21 protein-coding genes are annotated in these 22,312 nt (G+C 66.8%); 7 read left to right on the top strand and 14 right to left on the bottom strand.

What is annotated here, in order from left to right:
* Positions 1 to 47: 47 nt before the first annotated feature.
* Positions 48 to 2,471, top strand: coding sequence for a CHAT domain-containing protein (locus ACSS7Z_RS00875; protein ID WP_438252529.1), 2,424 nt, complete (start codon positions 48 to 50; stop codon positions 2,469 to 2,471).
* Positions 2,472 to 2,779: 308 nt separating this feature from the next.
* Here the strand turns inward: ACSS7Z_RS00875 and ACSS7Z_RS00870 are convergent, their stop codons facing one another.
* Genes ACSS7Z_RS00870 through ACSS7Z_RS00850 form a run of 5 tightly spaced genes read right to left on the bottom strand, consistent with a single transcriptional unit; the run spans position 2,780 to position 7,152 of the window.
* Positions 2,780 to 3,532 (bottom strand): DeoR/GlpR family DNA-binding transcription regulator, encoded by a 753-nt coding sequence (locus ACSS7Z_RS00870; RefSeq protein ID WP_438252528.1) that lies wholly within the window; start codon positions 3,530 to 3,532, stop codon positions 2,780 to 2,782.
* Positions 3,529 to 4,371 (bottom strand): class II fructose-bisphosphate aldolase, encoded by an 843-nt coding sequence (locus ACSS7Z_RS00865; protein ID WP_438252527.1) that lies wholly within the window; start codon positions 4,369 to 4,371, stop codon positions 3,529 to 3,531. The genes ACSS7Z_RS00870 and ACSS7Z_RS00865 overlap by 4 nt, the downstream gene beginning before the upstream one ends.
* Positions 4,368 to 5,300, bottom strand: a complete 933-nt coding sequence (locus ACSS7Z_RS00860) for a 1-phosphofructokinase family hexose kinase (protein ID WP_438252526.1) — start codon at positions 5,298 to 5,300, stop codon at positions 4,368 to 4,370. The genes ACSS7Z_RS00865 and ACSS7Z_RS00860 overlap by 4 nt, the downstream gene beginning before the upstream one ends.
* Positions 5,297 to 6,247: an ROK family protein gene (locus tag ACSS7Z_RS00855; protein ID WP_438252525.1), complete on the bottom strand. Its 951-nt coding sequence runs from the start codon at positions 6,245 to 6,247 to the stop codon at positions 5,297 to 5,299. Before ACSS7Z_RS00855 ends, ACSS7Z_RS00860 begins: the two co-directional genes overlap by 4 nt.
* Positions 6,244 to 7,152 (bottom strand): SIS domain-containing protein, encoded by a 909-nt coding sequence (locus tag ACSS7Z_RS00850; RefSeq protein WP_438252524.1) that lies wholly within the window; start codon positions 7,150 to 7,152, stop codon positions 6,244 to 6,246. The genes ACSS7Z_RS00855 and ACSS7Z_RS00850 overlap by 4 nt, the downstream gene beginning before the upstream one ends.
* A gap of 253 nt (positions 7,153 to 7,405) precedes the next feature.
* On the opposite strand from ACSS7Z_RS00850, the gene ACSS7Z_RS00845 reads away from it, so the two are divergent.
* Genes ACSS7Z_RS00845 through ACSS7Z_RS00830 form a run of 4 tightly spaced genes read left to right on the top strand, consistent with a single transcriptional unit; the run spans position 7,406 to position 11,228 of the window.
* A complete protein-coding gene (locus ACSS7Z_RS00845) occupies positions 7,406 to 8,659 on the top strand; it encodes an extracellular solute-binding protein (RefSeq protein WP_438252523.1) in 1,254 nt (417 codons plus the stop codon).
* Between the two features lie 32 nt (positions 8,660 to 8,691).
* Positions 8,692 to 9,666: a carbohydrate ABC transporter permease gene (locus ACSS7Z_RS00840; RefSeq protein ID WP_438252522.1), complete on the top strand. Its 975-nt coding sequence runs from the start codon at positions 8,692 to 8,694 to the stop codon at positions 9,664 to 9,666.
* 2 nt (positions 9,667 to 9,668) lie between these two features.
* Positions 9,669 to 10,589, top strand: coding sequence for a carbohydrate ABC transporter permease (locus ACSS7Z_RS00835; protein ID WP_438252521.1), 921 nt, complete (start codon positions 9,669 to 9,671; stop codon positions 10,587 to 10,589).
* A 45-nt stretch (positions 10,590 to 10,634) separates the two neighbouring features.
* On the top strand, positions 10,635 to 11,228 hold the full coding sequence (locus ACSS7Z_RS00830) for a short chain dehydrogenase (protein ID WP_438252520.1): 594 nt from the start codon (positions 10,635 to 10,637) through the stop codon (positions 11,226 to 11,228).
* A gap of 35 nt (positions 11,229 to 11,263) precedes the next feature.
* Here ACSS7Z_RS00830 and ACSS7Z_RS00825 read toward each other — a convergent pair whose 3' ends face one another.
* Positions 11,264 to 11,563, bottom strand: a complete 300-nt coding sequence (locus tag ACSS7Z_RS00825) for a chorismate mutase (protein WP_438252519.1) — start codon at positions 11,561 to 11,563, stop codon at positions 11,264 to 11,266.
* 60 nt (positions 11,564 to 11,623) lie between these two features.
* Here ACSS7Z_RS00825 and ACSS7Z_RS00820 point away from each other — a divergent pair, with 60 nt between their 5' ends.
* A complete protein-coding gene (locus ACSS7Z_RS00820) occupies positions 11,624 to 12,904 on the top strand; it encodes an AI-2E family transporter (protein ID WP_438252518.1) in 1,281 nt (426 codons plus the stop codon).
* 6 nt (positions 12,905 to 12,910) lie between these two features.
* Here ACSS7Z_RS00820 and ACSS7Z_RS00815 read toward each other — a convergent pair whose 3' ends face one another.
* From ACSS7Z_RS00815 to ACSS7Z_RS00780, 8 genes are all read right to left on the bottom strand, one after another.
* A complete protein-coding gene (locus ACSS7Z_RS00815; RefSeq protein WP_438252517.1) occupies positions 12,911 to 13,294 on the bottom strand; it encodes a DUF5997 family protein in 384 nt (127 codons plus the stop codon).
* Positions 13,295 to 13,336: 42 nt separating this feature from the next.
* On the bottom strand, positions 13,337 to 14,263 hold the full coding sequence (locus ACSS7Z_RS00810) for an ABC transporter substrate-binding protein (RefSeq protein ID WP_438252516.1): 927 nt from the start codon (positions 14,261 to 14,263) through the stop codon (positions 13,337 to 13,339).
* A gap of 32 nt (positions 14,264 to 14,295) precedes the next feature.
* Positions 14,296 to 15,021, bottom strand: a complete 726-nt coding sequence (locus ACSS7Z_RS00805) for an ABC transporter permease (protein WP_438252514.1) — start codon at positions 15,019 to 15,021, stop codon at positions 14,296 to 14,298.
* On the bottom strand, positions 15,018 to 15,701 hold the full coding sequence (locus ACSS7Z_RS00800) for an ABC transporter permease (protein WP_438253056.1): 684 nt from the start codon (positions 15,699 to 15,701) through the stop codon (positions 15,018 to 15,020). Before ACSS7Z_RS00800 ends, ACSS7Z_RS00805 begins: the two co-directional genes overlap by 4 nt.
* Before the next feature lies 1 nt (position 15,702).
* Entirely contained in the window at positions 15,703 to 16,542 is an 840-nt protein-coding gene (locus ACSS7Z_RS00795) for an ABC transporter ATP-binding protein (protein ID WP_438252513.1), read from the bottom strand.
* A gap of 147 nt (positions 16,543 to 16,689) precedes the next feature.
* On the bottom strand, positions 16,690 to 18,114 hold the full coding sequence (locus ACSS7Z_RS00790) for a dihydrolipoyl dehydrogenase family protein (protein ID WP_438252512.1): 1,425 nt from the start codon (positions 18,112 to 18,114) through the stop codon (positions 16,690 to 16,692).
* Between the two features lie 221 nt (positions 18,115 to 18,335).
* Positions 18,336 to 19,619, bottom strand: a complete 1,284-nt coding sequence (locus ACSS7Z_RS00785; RefSeq protein ID WP_438252511.1) for a lactonase family protein — start codon at positions 19,617 to 19,619, stop codon at positions 18,336 to 18,338.
* Positions 19,620 to 19,837: 218 nt separating this feature from the next.
* Positions 19,838 to 21,124 (bottom strand): adenylosuccinate synthase, encoded by a 1,287-nt coding sequence (locus ACSS7Z_RS00780; protein ID WP_438252510.1) that lies wholly within the window; start codon positions 21,122 to 21,124, stop codon positions 19,838 to 19,840.
* 244 nt (positions 21,125 to 21,368) lie between these two features.
* On the opposite strand from ACSS7Z_RS00780, the gene ACSS7Z_RS00775 reads away from it, so the two are divergent.
* Positions 21,369 to 22,094: a Pr6Pr family membrane protein gene (locus ACSS7Z_RS00775; RefSeq protein WP_438252509.1), complete on the top strand. Its 726-nt coding sequence runs from the start codon at positions 21,369 to 21,371 to the stop codon at positions 22,092 to 22,094.
* The last annotated feature ends 218 nt before the right edge of the window (positions 22,095 to 22,312 follow it).

Here is a 22,312-nt window from a genome sequence, read left to right as displayed (position 1 = left end):
GGGGCGTCGGGCTTTCGGTGAGCAGCAGTTCACGGCATCCTGGACTGATGGCCACTTCCGCGCGCGCACTGTACGAACGCGGACGCGACGCCACCAACGCGCAGCGGTACGCCGAGGGGAAACGGCTGCTCGCCCGGGCGGCCTCGAGCACCGACGATCCGGATCTGCGCGCACGAATCGCCGGAACCACGGCATATGCCCTCGCTCAGACCGGCGAGCCCGCCCGCGCCGAGGAGCTCTGCCGGCAGGCACTCGACCAGGAAGGGGTCAGCGCACAGACGCGCGCTGTGCTCTCCGGCCAGCTCGGCGTGCTGTACACCCGCGCCGGGCGGCTGGATGAGGCCGAGGCCATGCTCAGCGAAGCAATCGACGGTCTCGACGGCGTCGCTCAGGCCAACTGCCTACTCAATCGCTCGCTCGTACACATGCAGCGCCGCGCCTTCGACGCCTGCACCGCCGACCTCGAGCGCGCCGTCGCCCTGTATGAGACCGCAGGGGATGCCTCGGCTGCAGCCGAGGCCCGCCACAATCTCGGGTATGCGGCGCTGCTGCGCGGCGACCTCATCATGGCGCTCGAGTTGATGGCGCAGTCGCGTCCGGTGATCGCCGACAGCTCTCCCGTCAGCGCGGCAATGAGCGACCTCGACCGTGCCGAGGTGCTGCGCGAGGCGGGTCTGGCCGACGAAGCGGAGCGTCTTCTCGAAGACGTCGCCGTCACCTTCGGAACAGCGCGGATGCGTCAGGCGCGAGCCGAGGCCGAATATCACCTCGCCCGTTCGCTCGTCCGACATGACCCCCAGCGCGGCGAGCGCGTTGCCCGAGACGCGGCGCGGCGCTTCCGTGCGCTCGGTTCCGACAGCTGGGCGGCGCGCAGCGACGCCGTTCGCCTCGACGCCCGAGTAGCCGCAGGCCGGAGAACTCCAGCACCCCAGTTCACGGCGACTGCCCGGGCGCTGCGCGCGGCCGGCTTCCCGATGGAAGCGGCATCGGTGCAGCTCAGTGCTGCTCTCGACGCCGCCCGCCGCGGTGACGCCGTCGCACCGCGACTTCCGGCGGATGCACCCACGCCGTTGCGGTTGCGCGCGGCCGAGTTCCGCGCCGTGCGCGCCCGCTCCCGGGGCCGGCACGCCGAATCACGCCGCCACGCCAGCGCGGGCCTCGACCTGCTGGCCCAGTGGCAGCGCTCGTTCGGCGCGCTCGACCTGCAGTCCTCGTCCACCATGCACGGTTCGGGTCTGATCTTCGCCGGGCTGTCCGCCGCGGCCGACAGCGGTGATCCGGCCGCCCTGTTCGACTGGTCTGAGCGCGCGCGTCACCTCAGCCAGCAGGTGGCGCCGGTGCGCCCCCCGCATGATCCGCAGCTGGCCGCCGACCTCGCTGAGCTGCGGATGCTGCGCTCCGAACTCACCGGCAAGGAGTGGACCGCCGACCCCCAGGTGCGGATGCTGAGTGACCGGGTGCGCGACCGGCAGTGGTCCGCGACCGGGGCGGGCGACACCCGACCCCGCACCGCACTCGAGGAGCTGCGCGCCGAGCTCGGCACCGAAACGGTCGCCCTCACCTATGTGTTCACCGGCACCGCGTTGCTCTGCGTCGTCACGACGGCGGAGGAGACGCGCATCGTCGAGCTGGATCTCGCCGCCGTGCACGCCGCATCCGATGGGCTCCGCGCCGACCTCGACGTGTCAGCATCCATCCGCACCGGCCCGATGGGAGCCGTCATCGCGCGCGCCCTCGACGAGCGGATGCTGCGCCTTGATGACGCTCTGCTCGGCCCGCTGCGTGCGGTGCTCGGTGAGCGTCGTACCGTGTTGACGGTGCCAGGAATCCTGTCCGGAATCCCCTGGGGAATGCTGCCCACCATGGCTGCGCGGCCATTCACGCTCGCGACCTCGATGTCGCGGTGGGTGCAGGAGCGCGGCAGCGGGTCACGGCCGGTATCAGCGGGATTCGCCGCCGGGCCGCGCGTGCCCCGCGCTGTCGAGGAGGTGCGTGCTGCGGCATCCGTCTGGCGTGACGCACACGTGCTGACCGGTGACGAGGCCCGCGTCGAGGCCGTCACCGCCATGGCCGGCCGCGTCGACGTGCTGCACATCGCCGCGCACGGCAAACATGCTGTCGACAACCCCCTGTTCGCCGGGTTCGATCTGGCCGACGGGACGCTGTTCGGCTACGACGTCGATCTGATCCCGCATGCGCCGGACACCGTCATCCTCTCGGCGTGCGAACTCGGACGCTCCTCCGTCCGCTGGGGCGAGGAGGCACTGGGGATGACCCGCGTCTGGCTGCATGCCGGAACCCGCAGTGTGATCGCCGCCGGAGCCGTCGTACCGGATGACGTCGCAAGTGAGCTGCTCAGCACTGTGCACACGGGACTCAGCCGCGGGGATGCGCCCGCGGTGGCCCTGGCTGCGGCATCCGTCACGACCGGGCATCGGACCCCGTTCCAGTGCCACGGAAGCGGATTCTGAAGAGTTTCTCCATTCGATGTATCAGAGCGGCGGGTGGGTGCTCTTGATCTACGGAAGGTGTCGCGCGGTGCTCCAGAAGGGTCGGAGCACGAGGGAGCCGCGGTCGTTCTGGGGATGCGCGTGGGGACGCAGCGACAGACACCGACTATTCAGGAGGGTGTGTGCGGACGCCGCGCACACCCTCCGTCAGGGTTCACCTGGCCCACTTGCAGGGCGATCGTACGGATGTCTGGGGACACGCCGCCGGATCGCCCTGCGGGTGTGCCTCGGCCCTGCAAGTGTGCTGCGGTGGGGCAAGCGGACGGGCGTCAGGCGACGACGACCTCGTAGCCTGCTTCGACCAGTTCGGGCGCCGGGGCATCCGTGATGACAGTGCGGAACAGTTCGGGGCCACCGATGTGCGCGAAGGCGTTCTCCCCGATCTTGCTGGAATCCGCCACGACGATCGCGCGGCGCGCGCGTGAGGCCATCATTCGGTTGACGGCCGCCTCGCGCTCATCATGCGTACTCGCCCCGGACTCAGCCGACAGCGCGTTGACGCCGATGAAGGCGATGTCGAGATGGATGCCGCTGAGCAGCTGCTCCACGAACGGTCCCACGAGCTCATAGCTACGGGAGTGGATGACGCCGCCGGTAACGACGACTTTGATGTCGGGGCGGGTCGCCAGCTGCGAGGCGATGTTCACGGCGTTCGTGACGACGGTGAACTCTCCGAGGTCATCGCGTGCGGCCAGCGCCGCGGCGATCGCCGTGGTTGTCGTGCCTCCCGAGAGGCCGACGACGGATCCGGTCGTGACCAGCGCGGATGCGGCCCGCGCGATGACATCCTTCTCGTGGGTGCGACGGTGACTCTTGTACTTCACCGGCAGCTCGTAGGCGACTGACTGTGCGACCGCGCCGCCGTGCGTGCGGGTGAGTAGCCGCTGTTCGGCGAGGCTGTCCAGATCGCGGCGGATAGTTGCGGCGGATGCCTCGAGCCGCTCGACCAGTTCATCCACGGAGACCTCACCCTGTGCTGCGAGCAGGTCGAGGATCTCGGTCAGGCGAGCCGCGCGCTTCATACCGATTCCAGGGCGAACAGTCGCAGCAGCCGCGCGGCCTCATCAGCGACCGCCGCACGGCCCGGTGCCACGTACTTGCGGGAGTCGACGAGTCGCTCGTCCTGTGCGAGAGTGTCGCGCACTGCGCGGGTGAAGAAGCCGTTCAGGTGCGTGGAGACATTGATCTTGGTCATTCCGGCACGCACGGCGTCGGCGATGACGGCATCCGCCACTCCCGAAGACCCGTGCAGCACGAGCGGAACGTCCAGCGCCGCGTGCAGCCGGCCGATCAGCTCGATGTCGAGCGAGGCGCTGCGATCGAGCATGGCGTGCGAGGATCCGACGGCGACAGCCAGGGCATCCACTCCCGTCTCGGCGACGAAAGCGCGCGCCTCATCGGGGTCGGTGCGCACTCCCGGAGCGTGCGCTCCGTCTTTGCCGCCGACCTCGCCGAGCTCGCCCTCGATGTACACCCCGGCAGCGTGGGCGCGGGCCGCGACCTCACGGGTGAGGGCGACGTTCTCGTCGTACGGCAGCGCGCCGCCGTCGAACATGACCGATCCAAAACCGAGGGCGATCGCCTCGTCGACGAGCTCGGGGTTCTCGGCATGATCGAGGTGCACGGCCACCGGCGTCTCGGCCCGACGGGCGACGGCCAGGGTGGCCAGGGCGATCGGCTCAAGACCCCCGTGATACTTCGCGCAGTTCTGCGAGATCTGCAGGATCACCGGCAGTTGCGCCTGAGCGGATGCCGCCACCAGCGCCTCGGCCGTCTCGAGGTGGATCACGTTGAAGGCACCGATTCCGCGTCCGGAGTCGGCGGCAGCGCGGATCAGATCGGCGGCAGAAGCGAGGGTCATTCGGAATCCTTCGAGGTGTTGATGGTCGCGACGACGAGGTCAGCGGCGAGTTGCGGATGCTGCGGCGAGATCTCGCCCGCGAGCGGCATGAGCACGGCGGCGGCCGACCACGCAGTTGCACGCCGCAGGATGGTCTCGGTGTCGCGGATGCCGTCGGCGAGAAGGGTGGCCACCGCGGCGACAGCAGCATCGCCCGCACCGGTGGGGTTGCCGGCGAGGGGGGCGGGGAGGCGGGCCTGGAGGAGCGCCTCGGATGCACCCACGGCGAACATCCCCTCCGCACCGAGCGACAGCAGCACGAGTCCTGCTCCGCGGCGCACCAGCTCGCGCGCACCGTCGAGCGGGTCGTCGATGCCGGTCGCCTCGGCGAGCTCGGCCCGATTCGGCTTGAGCACGGCGACGCCAGCATCTGCTGCAGCCAGCAGCAGGGGCCCGGAGGTGTCGACGATCACGTCGCGGTCACCGGCCGCAGCGATCAGTTCGGCGAGCAGCGAATCCGGCGCCCCGGGAGGAAAACTGCCCGAGATCACGAGCACGGATGCGGCGGCCGCCTCTTCCCGGACGGCAGCGATGAAGCGCGCCCATTCCTCGGCGGTCGGGTTCAGGCCGCGCTCGTTCACGATCGTCGTATCGCCGAGGGCGCGATCGACCCAGGCGATGCTGCGGCGCGTGTCGGCGGCAACCGGCACGAGTACGTGCGGCACGCCGCTAGCCTCGAGATCGCTCTGCAGCTCGGCGCCGGTCGCACCGCCCGCGGTGGTGAGGGCGCGCACCGCGTGCCCTTCGGCATGCGCGACACGGGCGACGTTGAGTCCCTTGCCACCGGCACGCACAGCACCGGCATCCGCCCGATGGGTGCCGCCGGCCTCGATGCGGTCGATCTCCCAGGTCATATCGACGGCGGGGTTGGGGGTCACGGTAAGGATCATGTCAGCTCTCTGGCTCGCAGCGCGGCACCGAGGATTCCTGCGTTGCCCTCAAGTTCTGCGGGGATGAGCGCGGGCATCCGATGGAAACTGAGCCGCGCGGTCAGACGCGCACGCAGTTCGTCGAAGAGCGCGCCACCCGCGCGCGAGAGCCCGCCACCGATCACGACCGCTTCGGGGGCGAACATCGCGGTCAATTGCGCCAGGGCGAGGGCCAACGCGTCCAGCGCCTCGTTCCAGACGCGGGCAGCGACTTCGTCTCCGGCGGCGGCGCGGGCGATGACGTCCTTCGCCCCGTCCGGCGTCGTCCCAGTGGCGGCAGCGTAGCGGCGCGCGATAGCGCCGGCGGATGCGATGGCCTCCAGGCATCCGCGTGCTCCGCAGGCGCATTCCGGCCCGTCAGCGATCGGGGAATGCCCGATCTCACCGGCGTAGCCGCCCGCGGTGTACGGGATGCCGCCGACGAGCACGGCCCCGGCGATCCCGGTGCCGATGATGAGGACCACGACGTCGTCGTGCGCGCGCGCACCGCCGAGCTCATGTTCGGCCTTCGCTGCCGAGCGCACATCGTGATCGAACGCGACCGGCAGGCCGAAGCGTTCGGTGGCGATGCTGCGCAGTGGCGCGTCGTGCCAGCCGAGGTTGCTCGCGTAGACACCGATTCCGGCATCCGTATCGACGATGCCGGGCACGACGAAGCCGACCGCTTCTGCAATGACGGTGGGATGCTCCGCCCGCAGTTCATCCGCCAGGCGTGCAAGTTCTTCCACGAGAGCCGGCGCTGGATCAGCTCCGCGCGCCGGCGTCGGTGTGCGACGCAGGCTCAGCGCTTCGCCGTTCGCGTCGAACAGGGCCGATTTGATGTCGGTGCCGCCGACGTCGAACGCGAGCACCGGCGCCCCCGCGCCGATGCTCGCGCCCAGACCCCGGGAAGAGGAAGAAGTGCTCACGCGTCCAGAATGACGGATCGGCTGAGGTTTCGCGGCATATCCGGGTCAAGTCCCTTGCCGACCGAACGCTCCAGCGCCACACGGTGCAGGCGCACCAGGTCAGCCAGCGGATCGACATCGTGCTGCACGAAACGTCCGCCGGTGGCCTCGACCTGGCCGGCAAGACCCTCCGGCGCGACGCCGAACTGCCACGTGATGCGTCCGGGGGCGGCGATCGCGATCGGACCATGGCGGTAGTCCATCGACGGGTACGACTCGGTCCACGACTGCGAGGACTCGCGCATCTTCAGCGCAGCCTCGTGCGCCAGGCCGATCGTCCAGTTGCGGCCCAGGAAGGTGTACTGCTCAGCGGTTGCCAGCTCGGGGTCGTCGGTGGATGCCAGCACGGCCTCAGCATCCGCAATCGAGCGCGCGACGTCGTCGTGCAGCCCGAGGGATGCGCGCATCAGGGTCAGCGCGGTCGTTGCGAAGCGCGTCTGCACGACGGACTGCTCGTCGGCGAACGGCAGCAGCACAGCGCCGTCGACCATGCTTGCCAGCGGTGAGGTCGGGTCGCCGATCACGCCGATGACCGGGATCTTGCCGGAGATCTGCTCGGTGATCTCGAGCACCTCGCTGGTGGTGCCGGAGCGGGTGAGCGCGACGACAGCGTCATAGTCGCGATCGAGGAAGACTTCGGATGCCGCGTACGCATCGGTGATGCCCTGACCGGCGGTTTCACGCAGCGCCGCGTAGGACTGCGCCATGAACCACGAGGTGCCGCAGCCGATGACGGCGACGCGCTTGCCTGCGGCCGGAAGCACCTTCTGCTCATCGCGCATATCTGCCGCGCGCGCCCAGGTCGTCGGCTGCGAAAGAAGCTCTGCGCGCATGTGCGCGCCGGGTGCGGATGTCTGGTCGGTCATATTTCGATTCCGTTCTAGACGTACGGTGAATGAAGACTTATGGTTCTTTAGTGAGCGATTCAATCATATAACGTCATGGACACGATTCAATGACGAAGTTGAGTATTTTTGTTCACACACTTCACAAATAGGGGTAGTGTTCCTACCCAGTCCAGATGAAAGACCCCGTGCGCGAAGTTGCGCACTCACATCACGCACCGTCGCGTGGAGTTTCCTCTCCTTGCGGCGGCGCACCCACACAGTGAGGAAAGACATGAAGAAGTCTGTGCGATTGGGCGCTGTAGCCATCACAGCCACCGCGACTCTGGCGCTTGCATCCTGCGGGTTCGGCGGCTCCGACACCGGCGGTGGAGGGGACGGCGGCGAAGCCGGCTCCACCACGATCGACCTGCTCGTGCCCAGCTACTCCGACAACACCAAGGGCCTCTGGGAAGACGTCATCGAGGGGTTCGAAGCGGAGAACGACGGCATCACCGTCAACCTCGAGGTGCAGTCCTGGGACAACCTCGAAAGCGTCGTCGCCACTAAGGTTCAGGGCGGCGAGGCTCCGGACATCTACAACGGCGGGCCCTTCGCCGGCTTCGCAGCCGACGGCCTGCTCTACGACGTCGAAGAGGTCACCAGCCCCGACACGTTCGCCGACTTCCAGGAGTCGTTCATCAAGAACGAGCAGCTCGAGGGCACGACGTACGCGCTGCCGTTCATCGCATCCGCTCGCGCGCTCTTCGTGAACAACGATCTGCTCGAACAGGCCGGAGCCGAGGCGCCCACTGACTGGGATTCACTCCTGGATGCTGCAACCAAGGTCTCCGGCCTCGGGGGTGGCATCGCCGGCTACGGCATGCCGCTCGGTTCGGAAGAGGCCCAGGCTGAGGCCGCCGTCTGGCTGTGGGGCGGCGGCGGATCCTTCGGCGACGAGTCGGAGATCACGATCGACACCCCGGAGAACCTGCCCGGTGCCGAGCAGATCAAGAAGATGATCGACGCCGGTGCCACCCAGGCTGACCCTGGTTCCACGCAGCGCTCGCCCCTGATGGACATCTTCATCCAGGGCAAGATCGGCATGCAGGTGGGTCTTCCGCCGACGGTCGGCCAGATCGCCGAGAGCAACCCCGAGCTGAACTACTCCATCGTGCCGATCCCCACCCAGGATGGCTCGCCCTTCACACTCGGCGTCGCCGACCAGCTGATGGCGTTCCAGAACGACGGCGACAAGGCCGAGGCGATCACGGCGTTCTTCGACTACTTCTACTCAGCAGACGTCTACGTGCCGTGGGTGCAGGCCGAGGGCTTCTTGCCGGTGACGAAGTCGGGTTCTGAGCAGCTCTCCGGTGAAGAGGCGCTCGCGCCGTTCCTCGAGGTACTGCCGGATGCGCAGTTCTACCCGTCCACGAACGCGAAGTGGTCCGCAACGGATGGTGCGTTCAAGGCGCTGTTCGGTCAGCTGCAGACCAAGCCGGCCGCTGACGTGCTGGCAGAGATCCAGGCGCAGGTCGACGCGGGCTGACGCCCGGGAGCGAAGGGGTTCGGGATAGATCCATGAACCAAATGACGAAATCCTCGAACCCCGTGGGGGCGGTCGCCGACCGCCCCCACGCCCCCGAGGCCGCGGATGCTGTGCAGCAGAAGCGCCCCGGAGGGCGCGAGCTATGGCTGGCACTGCCGTGGCTGGCGCCGGCGCTGATCCTCATCGTCGGCGTGGTGTTCTTCCCCGCCGGCGTGATGTTCTTCAACTCCACACGGGACATCTCACTATCGGGACTCGACAAGGGCTCGGTCGGCTTCGACAACTACGCCGCCGTGTTCTCGTTCCCGGCGTTCTGGCCGATCATGGGCCGCACGATCATCTGGGTGGTCTCGGTGGTCGCGATCACCGTCGTGCTCTCGCTCGGTCTCGCGCAGATCCTCAACAAGGCCTTCCCCGGCCGCCAGCTCGTTCGGCTCGCGGTCATCATCCCGTGGGCGGCATCCGTCGTGATGACGACCATGGTGTTCTACTACGGTCTCGAGCCGTACTTCGGTGTGATCAACAAGTTCCTCGTCGACATCGGGTTTGTCGACACCCCGGAGGGTTACGGGTGGACCAGAAACCCGGCGACAGCGTTCGCTTGGTCGATCGTGATCGCGATCTTCGTGTCACTGCCGTTCACGACCTACACCCTTCTCGCAGGACTCCAGAGCGTTCCCGGCGATGCGCTGGAAGCCGCCAAGATGGATGGCGCAGGTCCCGTGCGCACCTACTGGTCGATCATTTTCCCGCAGTTACGCGGTGCACTCAGTGTCGCCGTGCTGATCAACATCATCAACGTGTTCAACTCGCTGCCGATCCTGAAAGTGATGACCGGGTCGATACCCGGATATGACGCAGACACCGTCATGACGATGATCTTCAAATACATCGAACTGCAAAAGAAGGTCGACGTCGCCAGTGCCCTGTCGGTGGTGGCGTTCCTCATCGTGATCGTGATCGTCGCGGCGTACGTGAAGATCGTCAAGCCTATGAAGGAGGTCTGAGGATGACTGTCACCGAGACCCGGGTCATCACGACCTCAGGCGGCGGCCGCGCCGCAGCATCCATCGGTCGCCGTCGTCGCTACACAGCCGACCAGGTGTCACTGCCGCGGGTCATCCTGCGGATGGTCGCCGGCGCCCTCATACTCGGCATCTTCGTACTGCCGTACCTGATCATGTTCTTCGGCTCGGTCAAGACGAAGTCGCAGATCCGCTCGGTCGATCCGACGTACTTCCCGGTGGAATGGCACTGGGAGAACTACATCAACATGTGGTCGACCCCGGAGACGCCGCTGCCGTACAACCTCATCTCGACCATCATCATCGCTGTCTTCGCCACGCTACTCGTGCTGCTGGTCGCGATGCCGGCTGCGTATTACACAGCGCGATTCCGCTTCCCGGGGCGCATGGTGTTCCTGTTCCTCGTGATCGTCACGCAGATGCTGCAGCCCGCCGTTCTCACCTCGGGCCTGTTCCGGCAGTTCACGACGCTCGGCATGGGCGATACGTGGGCTGCGATGATCTTCATCAACGCCGCCTTCAACCTGTCGTTCGCGGTGTGGATCATGCACTCCTTCTTCGCCGGCATCCCGAAAGAGATCGATGAGGCGGCCCAGATCGACGGCGCTGGACGCCTGACCGTGCTGTTCAAGATCAACCTGCCCCTGGTGTGGCCGGGAATCGTAACCGCGATCGTGTTCACCTTCGTCGCCTGCTGGAACGAGTTCGCCGCATCGCTGGTGATCCTGTCGACGGATAAGAACCAGCCGCTGTCGGTGGCTCTGACGAAGTTCGTCGGTCAGTACGAGACCAGCTGGCAGTACGTGTTCGGTGTCTCGATCGTGGCGATCCTGCCGGTGATCATCCTGTTCATGATGATCGAGAAGCGTCTCGTCGGCGGACTGACGGCGGGGAGTGTGAAGTAGGCGGCCGCTGAGCCTGTCGAAGCGCCGGGGGCTACGATCGGCACCATGAGGATCATCGTCATCGGAGCATCCGGACATATCGGAAAGGTCGTCGCCGACACGCTGTCGGATCGCGGACACGAGGTTCTGCGCGCATCGCGCACAGGCGAATGGCCGGTGGACATCACCGACCCGGAGTCCGTGCGCGCCCTGTTCACGCAGACCGGAACAGTGGATGCCGTCATCGTCGCCGCGGGTAAAGTGCCGTTCAAGCACGTCACCGAACTGAATCGAGACGATTACCTCGCCGCGTTCGTATCGAAGGCGCTGCCGCAGATCGCACTAGTGGGCGTCGCGTTCGAGCATGTGCGCGACGGCGGATCGATCACGCTGACCACCGGAGTACTCGCCCGGGAGCCGATCGCCACCGGTGCTGCCGGAGCCGCCGCCAACGGCGCGGTGGAGTCGTTCGTCATCACCGCTGCTGCCGAAGCACCGCGCGGCATCCGGCTCAATGTCGTCTCGCCGGACGTTCTAGAGAACTCCCCTGGCTCACACGCCCTGTTCGCTGGCCACCGACCGGTGACGGATGACGAGGTCGGCCGCGCCTACACGCTGGCCGTTGAGGGAATCGGCAGCGGGCAGGTGCTGAAGGTCTGAGACCGGGGCCGATGCCGGAGGCTCAGCGCCGGGGGTCAGCGGCCCTCGGCTGCCTCGGTGTGGTGGCGGATGACCTCGGCGACGACGAAGTTGAACCACTTCTCCGCGAACTCCGGGTCCAGGTGCGCCTGCTCGGCGAGCGCGCGCAGGCGCGCCACCTGCTGTTCTTCGCGGCCAGGATCGGATGCCGGCATCGCATGTTCTGCCTTGAGGATGCCGACCTGCTGAGTGGCGCGGAATCGCTCGGCGAGCATGTAGATGAGGGCGGCATCGATGTTGTCGATACTTCCTCGCAGGCGCAGCAGGTCTGCCCGGGCGTCATCGGCGTCGGTCATGTGTCTCCTCATCGTCGGCGGTTAAGACGATATCGCGCGCGAGCACAATAGAGTTGGCGCATGAGCATCGATCAGCCCTCGGCTTCCGACGATCACGCTGCACCGGACGGCGCGCCGGCACCCGAGAACACCGCAAAGTCGCGGACCGAAGCAGCCCCCAAGAGCCGCGCAAAAGTCGCAGAGCCAAAAGCCGCGAAGTCGCGCAAGAAGCCGAAGCACGCCCCAGAACCCGATCACACCATCGAGATCGAACCGAAACCAGTCATCGACCCGGAGCCTTCGAATCGGTTCTCGTGGACGCGCATCGATCGGCCATTCATCTTCGGGTTCATGGTGACCCTGGGCGGACTCGCTGCGTTCATGCTCGGCCTCGCACTGTCGAACCTGTCGACGGTCATCATCTATATCGCCCTAGCGCTGTTCGCAGCTCTCGGCCTCGACCCGGCCGTGCGGTTCTTCGAGCGACGCGGTCTCAGTCGAGGCTGGAGCGTCGTCGTCGTGCTGTTCACCCTCATCGCGCTGCTGGCGCTCGTGCTCTGGACCATCATTCCGGTCGTCGTCGCGCAGGTCGCGGCGTTCGTGAAGAGCGTTCCGTCGCTCATCAAGGACTTTATGGCAACCGACGTCTACTCCACGCTGGAGAATCAGTTCGGCGGCCAGTTTCAAGACCTCGTTTCGGATATCCAGAAGTTCCTCGTAGACCCCGGCAACATCGCCACGATCGGCGGCGGCGCACTACAGGTCGGCGGCGCGATCGCCACCGGCATCTCCGGTGTCGTGATCGTGCTCGTGCTCGTGATCTACTTCGTTGCGACGCTTCCCGTCATCAAGGTGGCCCTGCTTCGCCTGGTGCCGGCTCGCGACCGCCACAACACCGACATCATCTCGACGCAGATCACCGACTCTGTCGGCGGCTACGTGATGGGAATGGTCACACTGGCGTTCATCAACGCGATGCTCGTTCTCGTGCTGTACACCGCGATGTCGCTCCCGTTCCCCCTGCTGCTGGCGGTGGTCGCGTTCCTGATCACCCTCATCCCGCTCGTGGGTTCCCTCATGTTCTGGGTGATCGGCACCGGAATCGCACTGTTCACCGACCCGCTCATGGCCCTCGTGTTCGGGGTGATCTACCTGATCTACATGCAGGTGGAGTCGTACGTCCTCACCCCGAAGGTGATGAACCGGGCAATCTCCATCCCCGGCTCGCTTGTCGTCATCGGCGCGCTGGTCGGCGGCACACTGCTCGGGCTCCTCGGAGCGCTCGTGGCCGTGCCGGTCACGGCATCCATCCTGATCATCATCAAGAAGGTGTGGGTTCCGCGCCAGGATTCGCGGGTCTGAGCAACCTCAGACGGTGACGTCGACGATGCCGATAAAGCGGCCGCCGACGCCCTCGATCTCGGTGCGGTGCTGGTCTGATGCCAAGGCGGGTAGCTCCGCCGGCGCATGAGTGCGGCAGCTGAGATAGGTGAATTCCGGCCACCACTTCTTCGGCCGGACCGTCTCGGTGTAGCCGCAGACGACGCAGGTCAGCGTGGCCCAGACCGGGCGTGCACCCTTCCTGCGGTTGGCGCGGGACTGAACCAGCCAGGCTGGCGGGTCCTGCTCGAGCGCGGTGAGCTCCGCCTCGCTCAGTCCGTCATTGAGCCCGTGCCGGGAAACCATCTCCAGGGAGATGTCGAGTCGCTGAGCGAGGTCGCGCTTGGAGAGCGTGCGGTGAGGTCCGGGCATGCATCCATTGTCCCAGTTCGCCCGGACCCACCGCTCACAGAATCAGATCAGGCCATTGTCCGTCAGCCACTGCTTCGCGATCTCCTCAGGCGAGAGCTGGTCGACCGTGCTCTGCACACCGAGCGCGACGAGGTCGTCGGCCGTCAGTGCCGCACTAACCGCATTGATGACATCGGCAATCTCGTCGGCCACGTCGGTGGAGGCGATGGGGACGACATTGGATGCCAGGATCAGGCTGTCGGGGTCCTCGAGCGCGACGATCTCCTCGGTCTGGAATGCCGGAGCTGCGGTGTAGATGTCGGCGACCTGGATCTCACCCGCCAGCAGCGCCTCCAGGGTCGTGTCACCAGTGGCGGAAAAGGCGAGGTCAACGCCGTAGAGCTCCTTGGCACCGGCCGGACCGTAGGGCCGCTGCTCGAACTCGGGTGCCGCACCGATCGTGACCTGCTCGCTGACGTTCGCGAGGTCGGCGATCGTGGTGAGGTCGTTCGCCTCGGCGAACTCCTTCGTCACGGTGTAGGTGTCCTGGTCGCTCGCCTCGGCGTAATCCAGGGCGGCGAGCCCCTCGGGGAGCACCTCCTGGAGTGCCGCATAGACATCCTCGGAGCTCGTCGCGTCGCCGGCATCGCCGTAGAACTCGAGCAGGTTGCCGGTGTACTCCGGGAAGAGATCGATCGCGCCGGATTCGAGCTCGGGGATATACGCGTCGCGCTGCCCGACGTTGAACTGCCTGTCCACCTCGAAGCCGGCGTTCTCCAGCGCCTGAGCGTAGATCTCGGCGATGATCTCGTTGGAGTAGTACGCCTGGGAGCCGATCACGATCGTGTCTGAGCCCGAGTCCGCACCTGTTGAGTCGGAGTCGGTCGGCGTGTCCAGCGGGTTGCTGCTCGCGCATCCGGCGAGCACGAGTGCGGCAGAGACGGCGATGCCGCCGACGAGAGCGAGTCGTGACTTTCTTGCAGTGAACATGATGTTCCTCTCTGGTGGGGAGTCTGGAGTTCTCAGGCGGGGACGTATGCGGTGCTTCTGCCTGGACGAATTCGACGACGACCGGGCTGCTGCGCGCGCACCCCAGACGGCACGGCGGCGCGCTGCGCGACCGCCATCAGCAGGTCGACGATGAGAGCGAGCAGCGCGACCAGGATCGCGCCGCCGAGAACCTGATCGAAACGACGAAGCGGGATGCCCTGAATGATCGGCCAACCGAGTCCGCCGAGGTTGACGTAGGCGGCGATCGTGACGGTCGCGATCACCTGAAGCAGCGCCGAGCGGATGCCGCCGACAAGCAACGGCAGCCCCAGTGGCACCTCCACCTTCCGGAAGATCTGCCATTCGGTCATGCCCATCGCCCTGGCCGCATCGATCACTCTTCGGTCGATGGCTTCGAAGCCCGTGTATGCACCGGCCAGGAGCGACGGAATCGCCAGGAGGACGAAGGTGATGACCGCGGCCTCCGGAATGCGCAGCACCCCGAGCAGCAGCACGAGCAGGATCATCAGTCCGAAAGAGGGAAGGGCGCGGGCCGCGCCTGCGACCGCGACGGCGAATTCGCGTCCGCGCCCGGTGTGCCCGATGAGCCAGCCCAGGGGAACAGCGATCACCGCCGCGACGAGGACGGAGATCGCGGTGTAGAACAGGTGCTGCCCCAGCAGCGTGGGCAGAGCGTACTGTCCTTCCAGCCGCTCGGGAGAGAACAGCCAGGCAAAGGCTTCGGCGAAGAGATTCATGCGGCCGCCCCTGCAACGACGCGTGGACGCCGCGTCTTCGAGACGCTGGTGGCCCGCGCCCACGGCATGATCACGCGGCCGGCCAGCATCAGCAGAAGATCAATGAGCAGGGCGATGAGCACCACAGCAACGACACCGGCGAGCACCTCGGCGACGATCCGACGCTGCAGACCGTTCGTGAAGAGGTATCCGAGGTTGGTGACGCCGATGAGGATGCCGACCGTGGCAAGCGAGATCGTACTGACCGCGGCGACGCGGAGACCCGCGAGGATCACGGGCCCAGCGAGCGGAAGGTCGACCATCCAGAACCGGCGAGCGCCCCCGTAGCCCATCGCCGTCGCAGCCTGACGAACCGCGGCATCCACTGAATCGAGACCATCGGCGACAGCCCGCACGAGGATCGCGATCGCATAGATCGTCAGCGCAACGATGAGATTCGTCTCGCTGATCGCCGAGTAGCCGCCCACCGCGGGCAACAGAATCAACAGGGCCAGCGATGGAATCGTGTAGAGCAAACCGGTCAGCACGATCAGCGGGCCGCGCACGAGCTGGTAGCGCCAGGCGATCCAGCCCAACGGCAATGACAGCAAGAATCCGAGCACTATCGGGATAGCGCTCTGCCGGAGGTGCACCAGGCTGAGCTCGAAGATCAGCCCGAGATTGTCGAGGACCCAGTTCATGTCATGCGCCGCTCTCAGCTCCGGCCGTGTCATCCAGCAGCGCTCCCTGAGTGCGCCCCTCGGAGTCGACGACGACCCTCCCCCGCGGGGTCTGCTTGATGCGCAGCGCGCGCCGACCACGTTCGATGCCGATGAATGCCGAGACGAAATCGTCGACCGGATTCTCGATGATCTCGCTGGGGCTGCCGACCTGCACGATGCGGGCGCTCTTGTCGAGGATGACGACCTGATCGCCGAGCAGGAACGCCTCGTCGATGTCGTGAGTCACGAAGACCACGGTCTTGTCGAGTTCCCGCTGGAGGCGGATGAGCTCCTGCTGCAGATCGGTGCGCACGATCGGGTCGACGGCCCCGAAGGGCTCATCCATCAGCAGAATGTTCGGGTCGGCCGCAAGACCGCGTGCCACCCCGACGCGCTGCTGCTGGCCGCCCGAGAGCTGACTCGGGTACCGATCGGCGAGAGCACGATCGAGCCCGACCGTGTCGAGAAGCGTACGGGCGCGTTCGTGCGCTTCCTTCTTCGAGGTGCCGGTCAACCGCAGCACCGTGGCAACGTTGTCAATGACCGTGAAGTGCGGCATGAGCCCAGAGTTCTGCATGACGTAACCGATGCGGCGGCGCAGTGCCACCGGATCACCGCCGAGCACGCTCTCACCATCGATCTCGACGTCACCGCCGGTGGGCTCGACCATGCGGTTGATCATGCGCAGCAGCGTGGTCTTGCCGGATCCGGATGATCCGACGAGCACTGTCGTCTTTCGCGAGGGGAGCACCAGACTGAAGTCCTCGACGGCGAGCGTGCCGTCGGGGAATCTCTTGGACACCGAGCGGAACTCGATCATGCGCTTTCGTCGACCTCTGCGACCACTGTTCCTGCAAGGACAACGTTCATCGTCTTGCCTCCTCGGATTTGGGTTCGAGCGTACGGGATGCGTCAGACATGCGGGGACTCCCTAGATATTCGAAGCGGAAGCGTGATCGGATCGCCCTCACGCCGATTCCCGTCCGTAGCCCTCGAGCAAGCGCAGCCAGACCTCGCTCACCGTCGGGTATGCCGCAACGGCGTGCCACAGCCGCTTTATCGGTACCTCCCCGACGACGGCGATCGTGGCGGCGTGCAGCAGGTCAGCAACGTCCGGGCCGACGAATGTGGCGCCGAGGATGACGTCGCGCTCCGTGTCGACGACCATCCGCGCTCTGCCGGCGTAGCCGTCCTCCCGCAATGACGCCCCCGCCACTGCCCCGAGATCCTGATCGATCACGCGGGTGGAGCATCCGGCATCCTCCGCGGCTTTCGCCGTGAGTCCGACCGAGGCGACCTCCGGTTCGCCGAAGACGACCTGCGGCACTGCGGCGTGGTCGGCGGTGGCGACATGACGGCCCCAGGCGGCATCGTCAACGCTTTCGCCCTGCGCGCGGGCGGCGATCGCATCTCCCGCTGCGCGCGCCTGATACTTTCCCTGGTGGGTCATCAGCGCGCGCCCGTTGACATCTCCGACGGCGTACAGCCAGTCGCTCCCCGGCACCCGGAGCGAGTCATCGGTTTTGATGTAGGTGCCCGGTTCGAGCTCGACACTCTCGAGTCCGATGTCGCCACTGCGCGGGCTGCGGCCGGTCGCGGCGAGCACCTCATCAGCAGTGATCTCGGAACCGTCACCCAGCGCGATCGTGACAGTGCCCTCGGTGCGGCTGACCCGAGCAGTCTCGGTGTGGATGCGCACATCCACGCCGAGGTCAGACAGCCCTGCTCCTACCAGCTCACCAGCGAACGGCTCCATGCTGGCGAGGAGCTCGCCCCGTGCGATCACCGTCACGTGCGCGCCGAGCGAGGCGTACGCCGTGGCCATCTCCACTGCGACGACTCCGCCGCCGATGATGGCGAGGGATGCCGGGATCTCCTGCGCGCTCGTCGCTTCGCGGCTCGTCCAGGGCGCAGCATCCACCAGTCCATCTATCGGGGCGATCGAGGCATCCGTTCCGGTGCTGATCGCCACCGCGTGACGTGCCCTCAAAACGCGAGTCGATCCGTCATCGGCGGTCACGGTGACCTCACGCTCGCCGGAGAGTCGGCCATGGCCGCGGGCGAGGTCGATGCCTACTGACTCGAGCCACCGTACCTGACCGTCGTCCGACCAGTTCGCGGCGAATGAGTCACGCCGGGCGAGGACTGCTCGCACGTCGAGCCTCCCGGTCACGGCCTGTGCGGAGCCGGCGACATTCTGAGCCGCGCGCAGCGCCTGTGCCGAGCGCAGCAGAGCCTTCGACGGCATGCACGCCCAGTACGAGCATTCGCCTCCGACGAGCTCACTCTCGACGATGATCGAGGTAAGGCCCGCCTGCACCACTCGGTCGGCGACGTTCTCACCGACCGGCCCTCCGCCCAGCACGATCAGGTCGTATTCGTCTGTCGTCATCTCCGCACCTTCCCTCGGATGCCAGTTTTACCGAGGTGCAACGTGTTGTCACCGGGCTTGTTCCGGACTCGCGTGTGACGTATAGCGGAGGGTGTTGCAGTTGCAGGACCTTTTCGGCCGATTCCTCCGACGTTCGTAACACCCTCCGACGGATGCAACGGCCAGGCGGGCGGGCCGGCCGGCGGGCCGGGAGGGCTGGCGGGCTGGGGCGAGTCAGGGGGTCAGGCGAGCAGGATGCAGGTGGGCGCGGGCGCCTGGGCGCGGTGCCGGATGCTGCGGGGCGCACCCGTGCGCTCGTCGAGGTCGAGGACACTGATGTCGTTCGACCTCTGCCCGGCGACCAGGAGGGCGCCGTCGTGGACCAGGTGGTGCCGCGGCCAGTCGACCCCGGATTCGGCGAGCGCGAACGGCTCGACGATCTCGCCCGCACCGCGCACCCGCAACGCGGCGATCGTGTTGCTGCCGCGCACTCCGGCGTAGAGGGTCGCGCCGTCCCGGGAGCGCGAGAGTTCAGCCGCGAAGTCGACGCCGACCTGCACGGCCGGGCTCACCGGAGTCGCCGAGACGATGCCCCAGCGGCCATCAGCTCCTGCGGCGAGCGTGAAGACCTCGCCGGAGTACTCCGTCACCACGTGCAGGTGTCCGCTCGGATGCACGACCATGTGCCGCGGGCCGACCCCGAACGGCAGCACAATCTCGTGATCGAGCAGCAGCGCTCCCGAGGTCGTCGAAACCCGCCAGATGCGGACGAGGTCGAACCCGAGGTCGGTCGTCGCGATCCGGCCGTCGGCGAGGAAAGCGGCAGCGTGCGCGTGCGAGGTGCGGGTGGATGCCGCCGGCTCCGGCTCCGCGACGGATTCGGCCGCTTCGGCCGCTTCGGCCGCTTCGGCCGCTTCGGCCGCTTCGGCCGCACGTCCGGCAGCTTCCCACGCTGGCTCCGCGAACCCGGCCGACGCCATGGCTGCCGACAGCAGGTCACTTTCCGCGGTGGCCTCGGCGGCAGCATCCGCCTCGAACTGCCGGAACAGCGCCAGTTGCTCGGTCAGCTGCACGCCGCCGGTGAAGTCCCCGGCATCCGGGGAGTCCGGCGAATAGGGGTCGGTTGCAGCATCCGAGATCGATGGTGCGAGCAGTCCGCCGGCAGCATCCAACCCGATGCGCACGACCCGCCCATCGCCATAGCAACTGGCGATCAGATACGCACCATTCGGGGCCACGGCAAGGTGGCAGACGGCGGCGCCCGCCTCGACAAAACGACCGATCGGCGTGAGAGTGCGCTCGCCCGAGCGCCGGTACGCGCGCACGTGACCTGCGCCTTCGAGCGCTGCGTAGATGACGTCGTGCGAGGGATGCCGGGCCAGCCACGATGGCGACGCGGCATCTGCGACGGCACCGCGGTAGGCGAGGGTGGTGGGCTCGCGCCCCTCATCCCCTTCGAGCAGGCCGATGCCCGTGGCATCCCCACCCATGTCGGCGCCGTAGCCGCCGACCCAGAACTGCGTCATGCGCGTCTCCTCATGTGCGGCATCTAGGGAGGTGTCGCGGAGTGCCGCATCCGACCTGGCTCAGCGACCATACCTGACACCTCGCCGAAGTGCTCGATCCGGGAGGTGTCACGAATTGCCGCATCCGCCGCGATTCGGCGACCATACCGGACACCCCGCCTGCTGGGCGCGGCCCGCACAGCGCGAGCAGGCTCCGCCCACAGCGCGACCGGTGCCTGTCAGTCCACGAGGTCGTGGCGGACGATCACCTGATCGCGAGCAGGGCCCACGCCGATCACCGAAATACGCGTCTTGCTCATCTTCTCGAGCGCGAGCACGTAGTCCTGGGCGTTCTTCGGCAGATCCTCGAAAGTGCGGGCCTTCGAGATGTCCTCGGTCCACCCGGGGAAGTTCTCGTAGATCGGCTTCGCGTGATGGAAGGCCGACTGGTTCACCGGCACATCGTCGAAGCGCTCACCATCGACGTCGTAGGCGACGCACACCGGAATCTGCTCGAGCCCGGTGAGGATGTCGAGCTTGGTGAGCACGAGGTCGGTGATCCCGTTGATGCGAGTGGCGTAGCGGGTGATCGGGGCGTCATACCAACCGACGCGGCGATCACGACCGGTGGTCACGCCGAACTCGGCGCCGGTCTGACGGAGCCATTCACCGGTCTCGTCGAAGAGCTCGGTCGGGAAAGGCCCGGAGCCTACGCGCGTCGTGTACGCCTTGACGATGCCCACGATGCGGTCCAGGGATCCCGGTCCGACGCCGGATCCGGCTGCCGCGCCCGCAGCTGTCGCCGTGGACGACGTCACGAACGGGTAGGTGCCGTGGTCGATGTCGAGCATGGTGGCCTGGCCGCCCTCGAACACGACGACTTCCCCGCGCTCGAGCGCTTCGGCGATGAGGTGACCGGTGTCGGCGACCATGGGGCGCAGCCGCTCGGCGTACGACAGCAGCTCTTCGACGATCTCGTCGACCGTGACCGCACGGCGGTTGAAGATCTTCACCAGCAGGTGGTTCTTCTGCTCGAGGGAGCCCTCCACCTTCTGGCGCAGGATGCTCTCGTCGAACAGGTCTTGCACACGGATGCCGACACGGTTGATCTTGTCGGCGTACGCCGGGCCGATGCCGCGGCCGGTGGTGCCGATCTGACGCTTGCCGAGAAAACGCTCGGTGACCTTGTCGAGGGTGCGGTGGTACTGCGTGATGATGTGCGCGTTGGCGCTCAGCTTGAGCTTGGACACATCGATGCCGCGCTCGGACAGCGCGTCGAGTTCCTGGAAAAGCACCTCGGGGTCGACGACGACGCCGTTTCCGATCACCGGCGTGACGCCAGGAGACAGGATGCCACTGGGCAGCAGATGCAGCGCATACTTCTCGTCACCGATGACGACGGTGTGCCCGGCGTTGTTGCCGCCGTTGAACTTCACCACCCAGTCGGTGCGGTCACCGAGCAGATCGGTAGCCTTTCCCTTGCCCTCGTCGCCCCACTGGACTCCGACGATCACAATTCCTGGCATGGGTGAACCCCCTGGGTTTTGCCTGTGCTTTCGCCGGGCTTGCACCGGCAGATGAGCTGGCCCGATTCGGGCTCTTCTATCTTAGCGAACGGGCTGTGCGTGCCGTCCGTTGACGCTCGCGCCGCTGCTACCTGCCCCGCTCCGGTCGCATTACCTGCCCCACTCCGGTCGCAGTTGACGCTGCTATTCCGGAGTAATAGCGACACGAAGTGCGACCGGAGGTTACAGTTTGCGCGGAGGAACAATGACTCGCTGGTGGCCATACGTACGATTCGGCGCCGCGGGGCTCACTCTCGCCGCCATCATCGCCCAGCTCTCTTTGACGGTCGCCAACAGCCGCGCTGCCCCGACGGAATGGGGATCGCACATCCCGACCGTTGTCACGAACTTCCTCAGCTTCTTCACGGTCCTGTCGAACCTTCTCGGCGCCATCGTCCTGGTGATCCTCGCGGTCTGGACTCTGACAAGGGGGCGTGACCGCCGAGTCGAACCGCGCGGACTGGCCGTGCTGCTGACCTGCGTGAGCACGTACATGATCGTCACCGGCATCGTCTACAACACTCTGCTGCGAAATGTCGAGCTCCCCCAGGGCATGACCGTGCCGTGGTCGAATGAGGTGCTGCACGTCGTGTTCCCGCTTTTCCTACTGGCCGATGTGCTGTTCGCGCCGAAGCGTCGGCTGCTGCCGTGGAGCACCGTGGCCGTGGCGGCCATCTTCCCCGTCGTGTGGGCGGGGTACACGCTCATCCGCGCGAACCTCATCATCGCCCCGGCGAGCGGAGATCCGTGGTGGTACCCGTATCCGTTCCTCGACCCGCATCTGCAGGGTGGATACCTCGGCGTGGCCGGCTACATCGTCGGCATCGCCCTTGCGATCGTCTCGGTCGCCGCGTTCGTGGTGTGGGTCGGCCGCCGGCGCGGCGCTCCCGACGGTGTTGCGGTCGTGCCCGCCGCTCCGGTCGCACTTTAGGTCGCTAAAAGCGCGTTAGAGCAGCACGAAGTGCGACCGGAGCAGCAGCAGGGCGCACGGGTTACCCTTTTCAACGGGGGACAGAAGCCGCGCGTCTCCCGGATGCAACTGAGGAGACCCAGATGACCCAGCCCCCCTTCGCTTCGAACAGCGGCTCGTCGGCTCCGCCCCCGCCGCCGCCACCGGCTGCAGCGCCGATCACATCGGTGCCGACGGGT

It is taken from the genome of Microbacterium wangyouchuni (assembly GCF_051546305.1).
Lineage (GTDB): Bacteria > Actinomycetota > Actinomycetes > Actinomycetales > Microbacteriaceae > Microbacterium.
Note: the sequence above shows the minus strand (reverse complement) of the source record. Positions and strands in the feature narration are given on the sequence as shown.

Coding starts and splice junctions, on each gene's coding strand:
- ACSS7Z_RS00875 (WP_438252529.1), top strand. CDS start 48: ATGGCCACTTCCGCGCGCGCACTGTACGAACGCGGACGCGACGCCACC.
- ACSS7Z_RS00870 (WP_438252528.1), bottom strand. CDS start 3,532: ATGAAGCGCGCGGCTCGCCTGACCGAGATCCTCGACCTGCTCGCAGCA.
- ACSS7Z_RS00865 (WP_438252527.1), bottom strand. CDS start 4,371: ATGACCCTCGCTTCTGCCGCCGATCTGATCCGCGCTGCCGCCGACTCC.
- ACSS7Z_RS00860 (WP_438252526.1), bottom strand. CDS start 5,300: ATGATCCTTACCGTGACCCCCAACCCCGCCGTCGATATGACCTGGGAG.
- ACSS7Z_RS00850 (WP_438252524.1), bottom strand. CDS start 7,152: ATGACCGACCAGACATCCGCACCCGGCGCGCACATGCGCGCAGAGCTT.
- ACSS7Z_RS00845 (WP_438252523.1), top strand. CDS start 7,406: ATGAAGAAGTCTGTGCGATTGGGCGCTGTAGCCATCACAGCCACCGCG.
- ACSS7Z_RS00840 (WP_438252522.1), top strand. CDS start 8,692: ATGAACCAAATGACGAAATCCTCGAACCCCGTGGGGGCGGTCGCCGAC.
- ACSS7Z_RS00835 (WP_438252521.1), top strand. CDS start 9,669: ATGACTGTCACCGAGACCCGGGTCATCACGACCTCAGGCGGCGGCCGC.
- ACSS7Z_RS00830 (WP_438252520.1), top strand. CDS start 10,635: ATGAGGATCATCGTCATCGGAGCATCCGGACATATCGGAAAGGTCGTC.
- ACSS7Z_RS00825 (WP_438252519.1), bottom strand. CDS start 11,563: ATGACCGACGCCGATGACGCCCGGGCAGACCTGCTGCGCCTGCGAGGA.
- ACSS7Z_RS00820 (WP_438252518.1), top strand. CDS start 11,624: ATGAGCATCGATCAGCCCTCGGCTTCCGACGATCACGCTGCACCGGAC.
- ACSS7Z_RS00815 (WP_438252517.1), bottom strand. CDS start 13,294: ATGCCCGGACCTCACCGCACGCTCTCCAAGCGCGACCTCGCTCAGCGA.
- ACSS7Z_RS00810 (WP_438252516.1), bottom strand. CDS start 14,263: ATGTTCACTGCAAGAAAGTCACGACTCGCTCTCGTCGGCGGCATCGCC.
- ACSS7Z_RS00805 (WP_438252514.1), bottom strand. CDS start 15,021: ATGAATCTCTTCGCCGAAGCCTTTGCCTGGCTGTTCTCTCCCGAGCGG.
- ACSS7Z_RS00800 (WP_438253056.1), bottom strand. CDS start 15,701: ATGAACTGGGTCCTCGACAATCTCGGGCTGATCTTCGAGCTCAGCCTG.
- ACSS7Z_RS00795 (WP_438252513.1), bottom strand. CDS start 16,542: ATGATCGAGTTCCGCTCGGTGTCCAAGAGATTCCCCGACGGCACGCTC.
- ACSS7Z_RS00790 (WP_438252512.1), bottom strand. CDS start 18,114: ATGACGACAGACGAATACGACCTGATCGTGCTGGGCGGAGGGCCGGTC.
- ACSS7Z_RS00785 (WP_438252511.1), bottom strand. CDS start 19,619: ATGACGCAGTTCTGGGTCGGCGGCTACGGCGCCGACATGGGTGGGGAT.
- ACSS7Z_RS00780 (WP_438252510.1), bottom strand. CDS start 21,124: ATGCCAGGAATTGTGATCGTCGGAGTCCAGTGGGGCGACGAGGGCAAG.
- ACSS7Z_RS00775 (WP_438252509.1), top strand. CDS start 21,369: ATGACTCGCTGGTGGCCATACGTACGATTCGGCGCCGCGGGGCTCACT.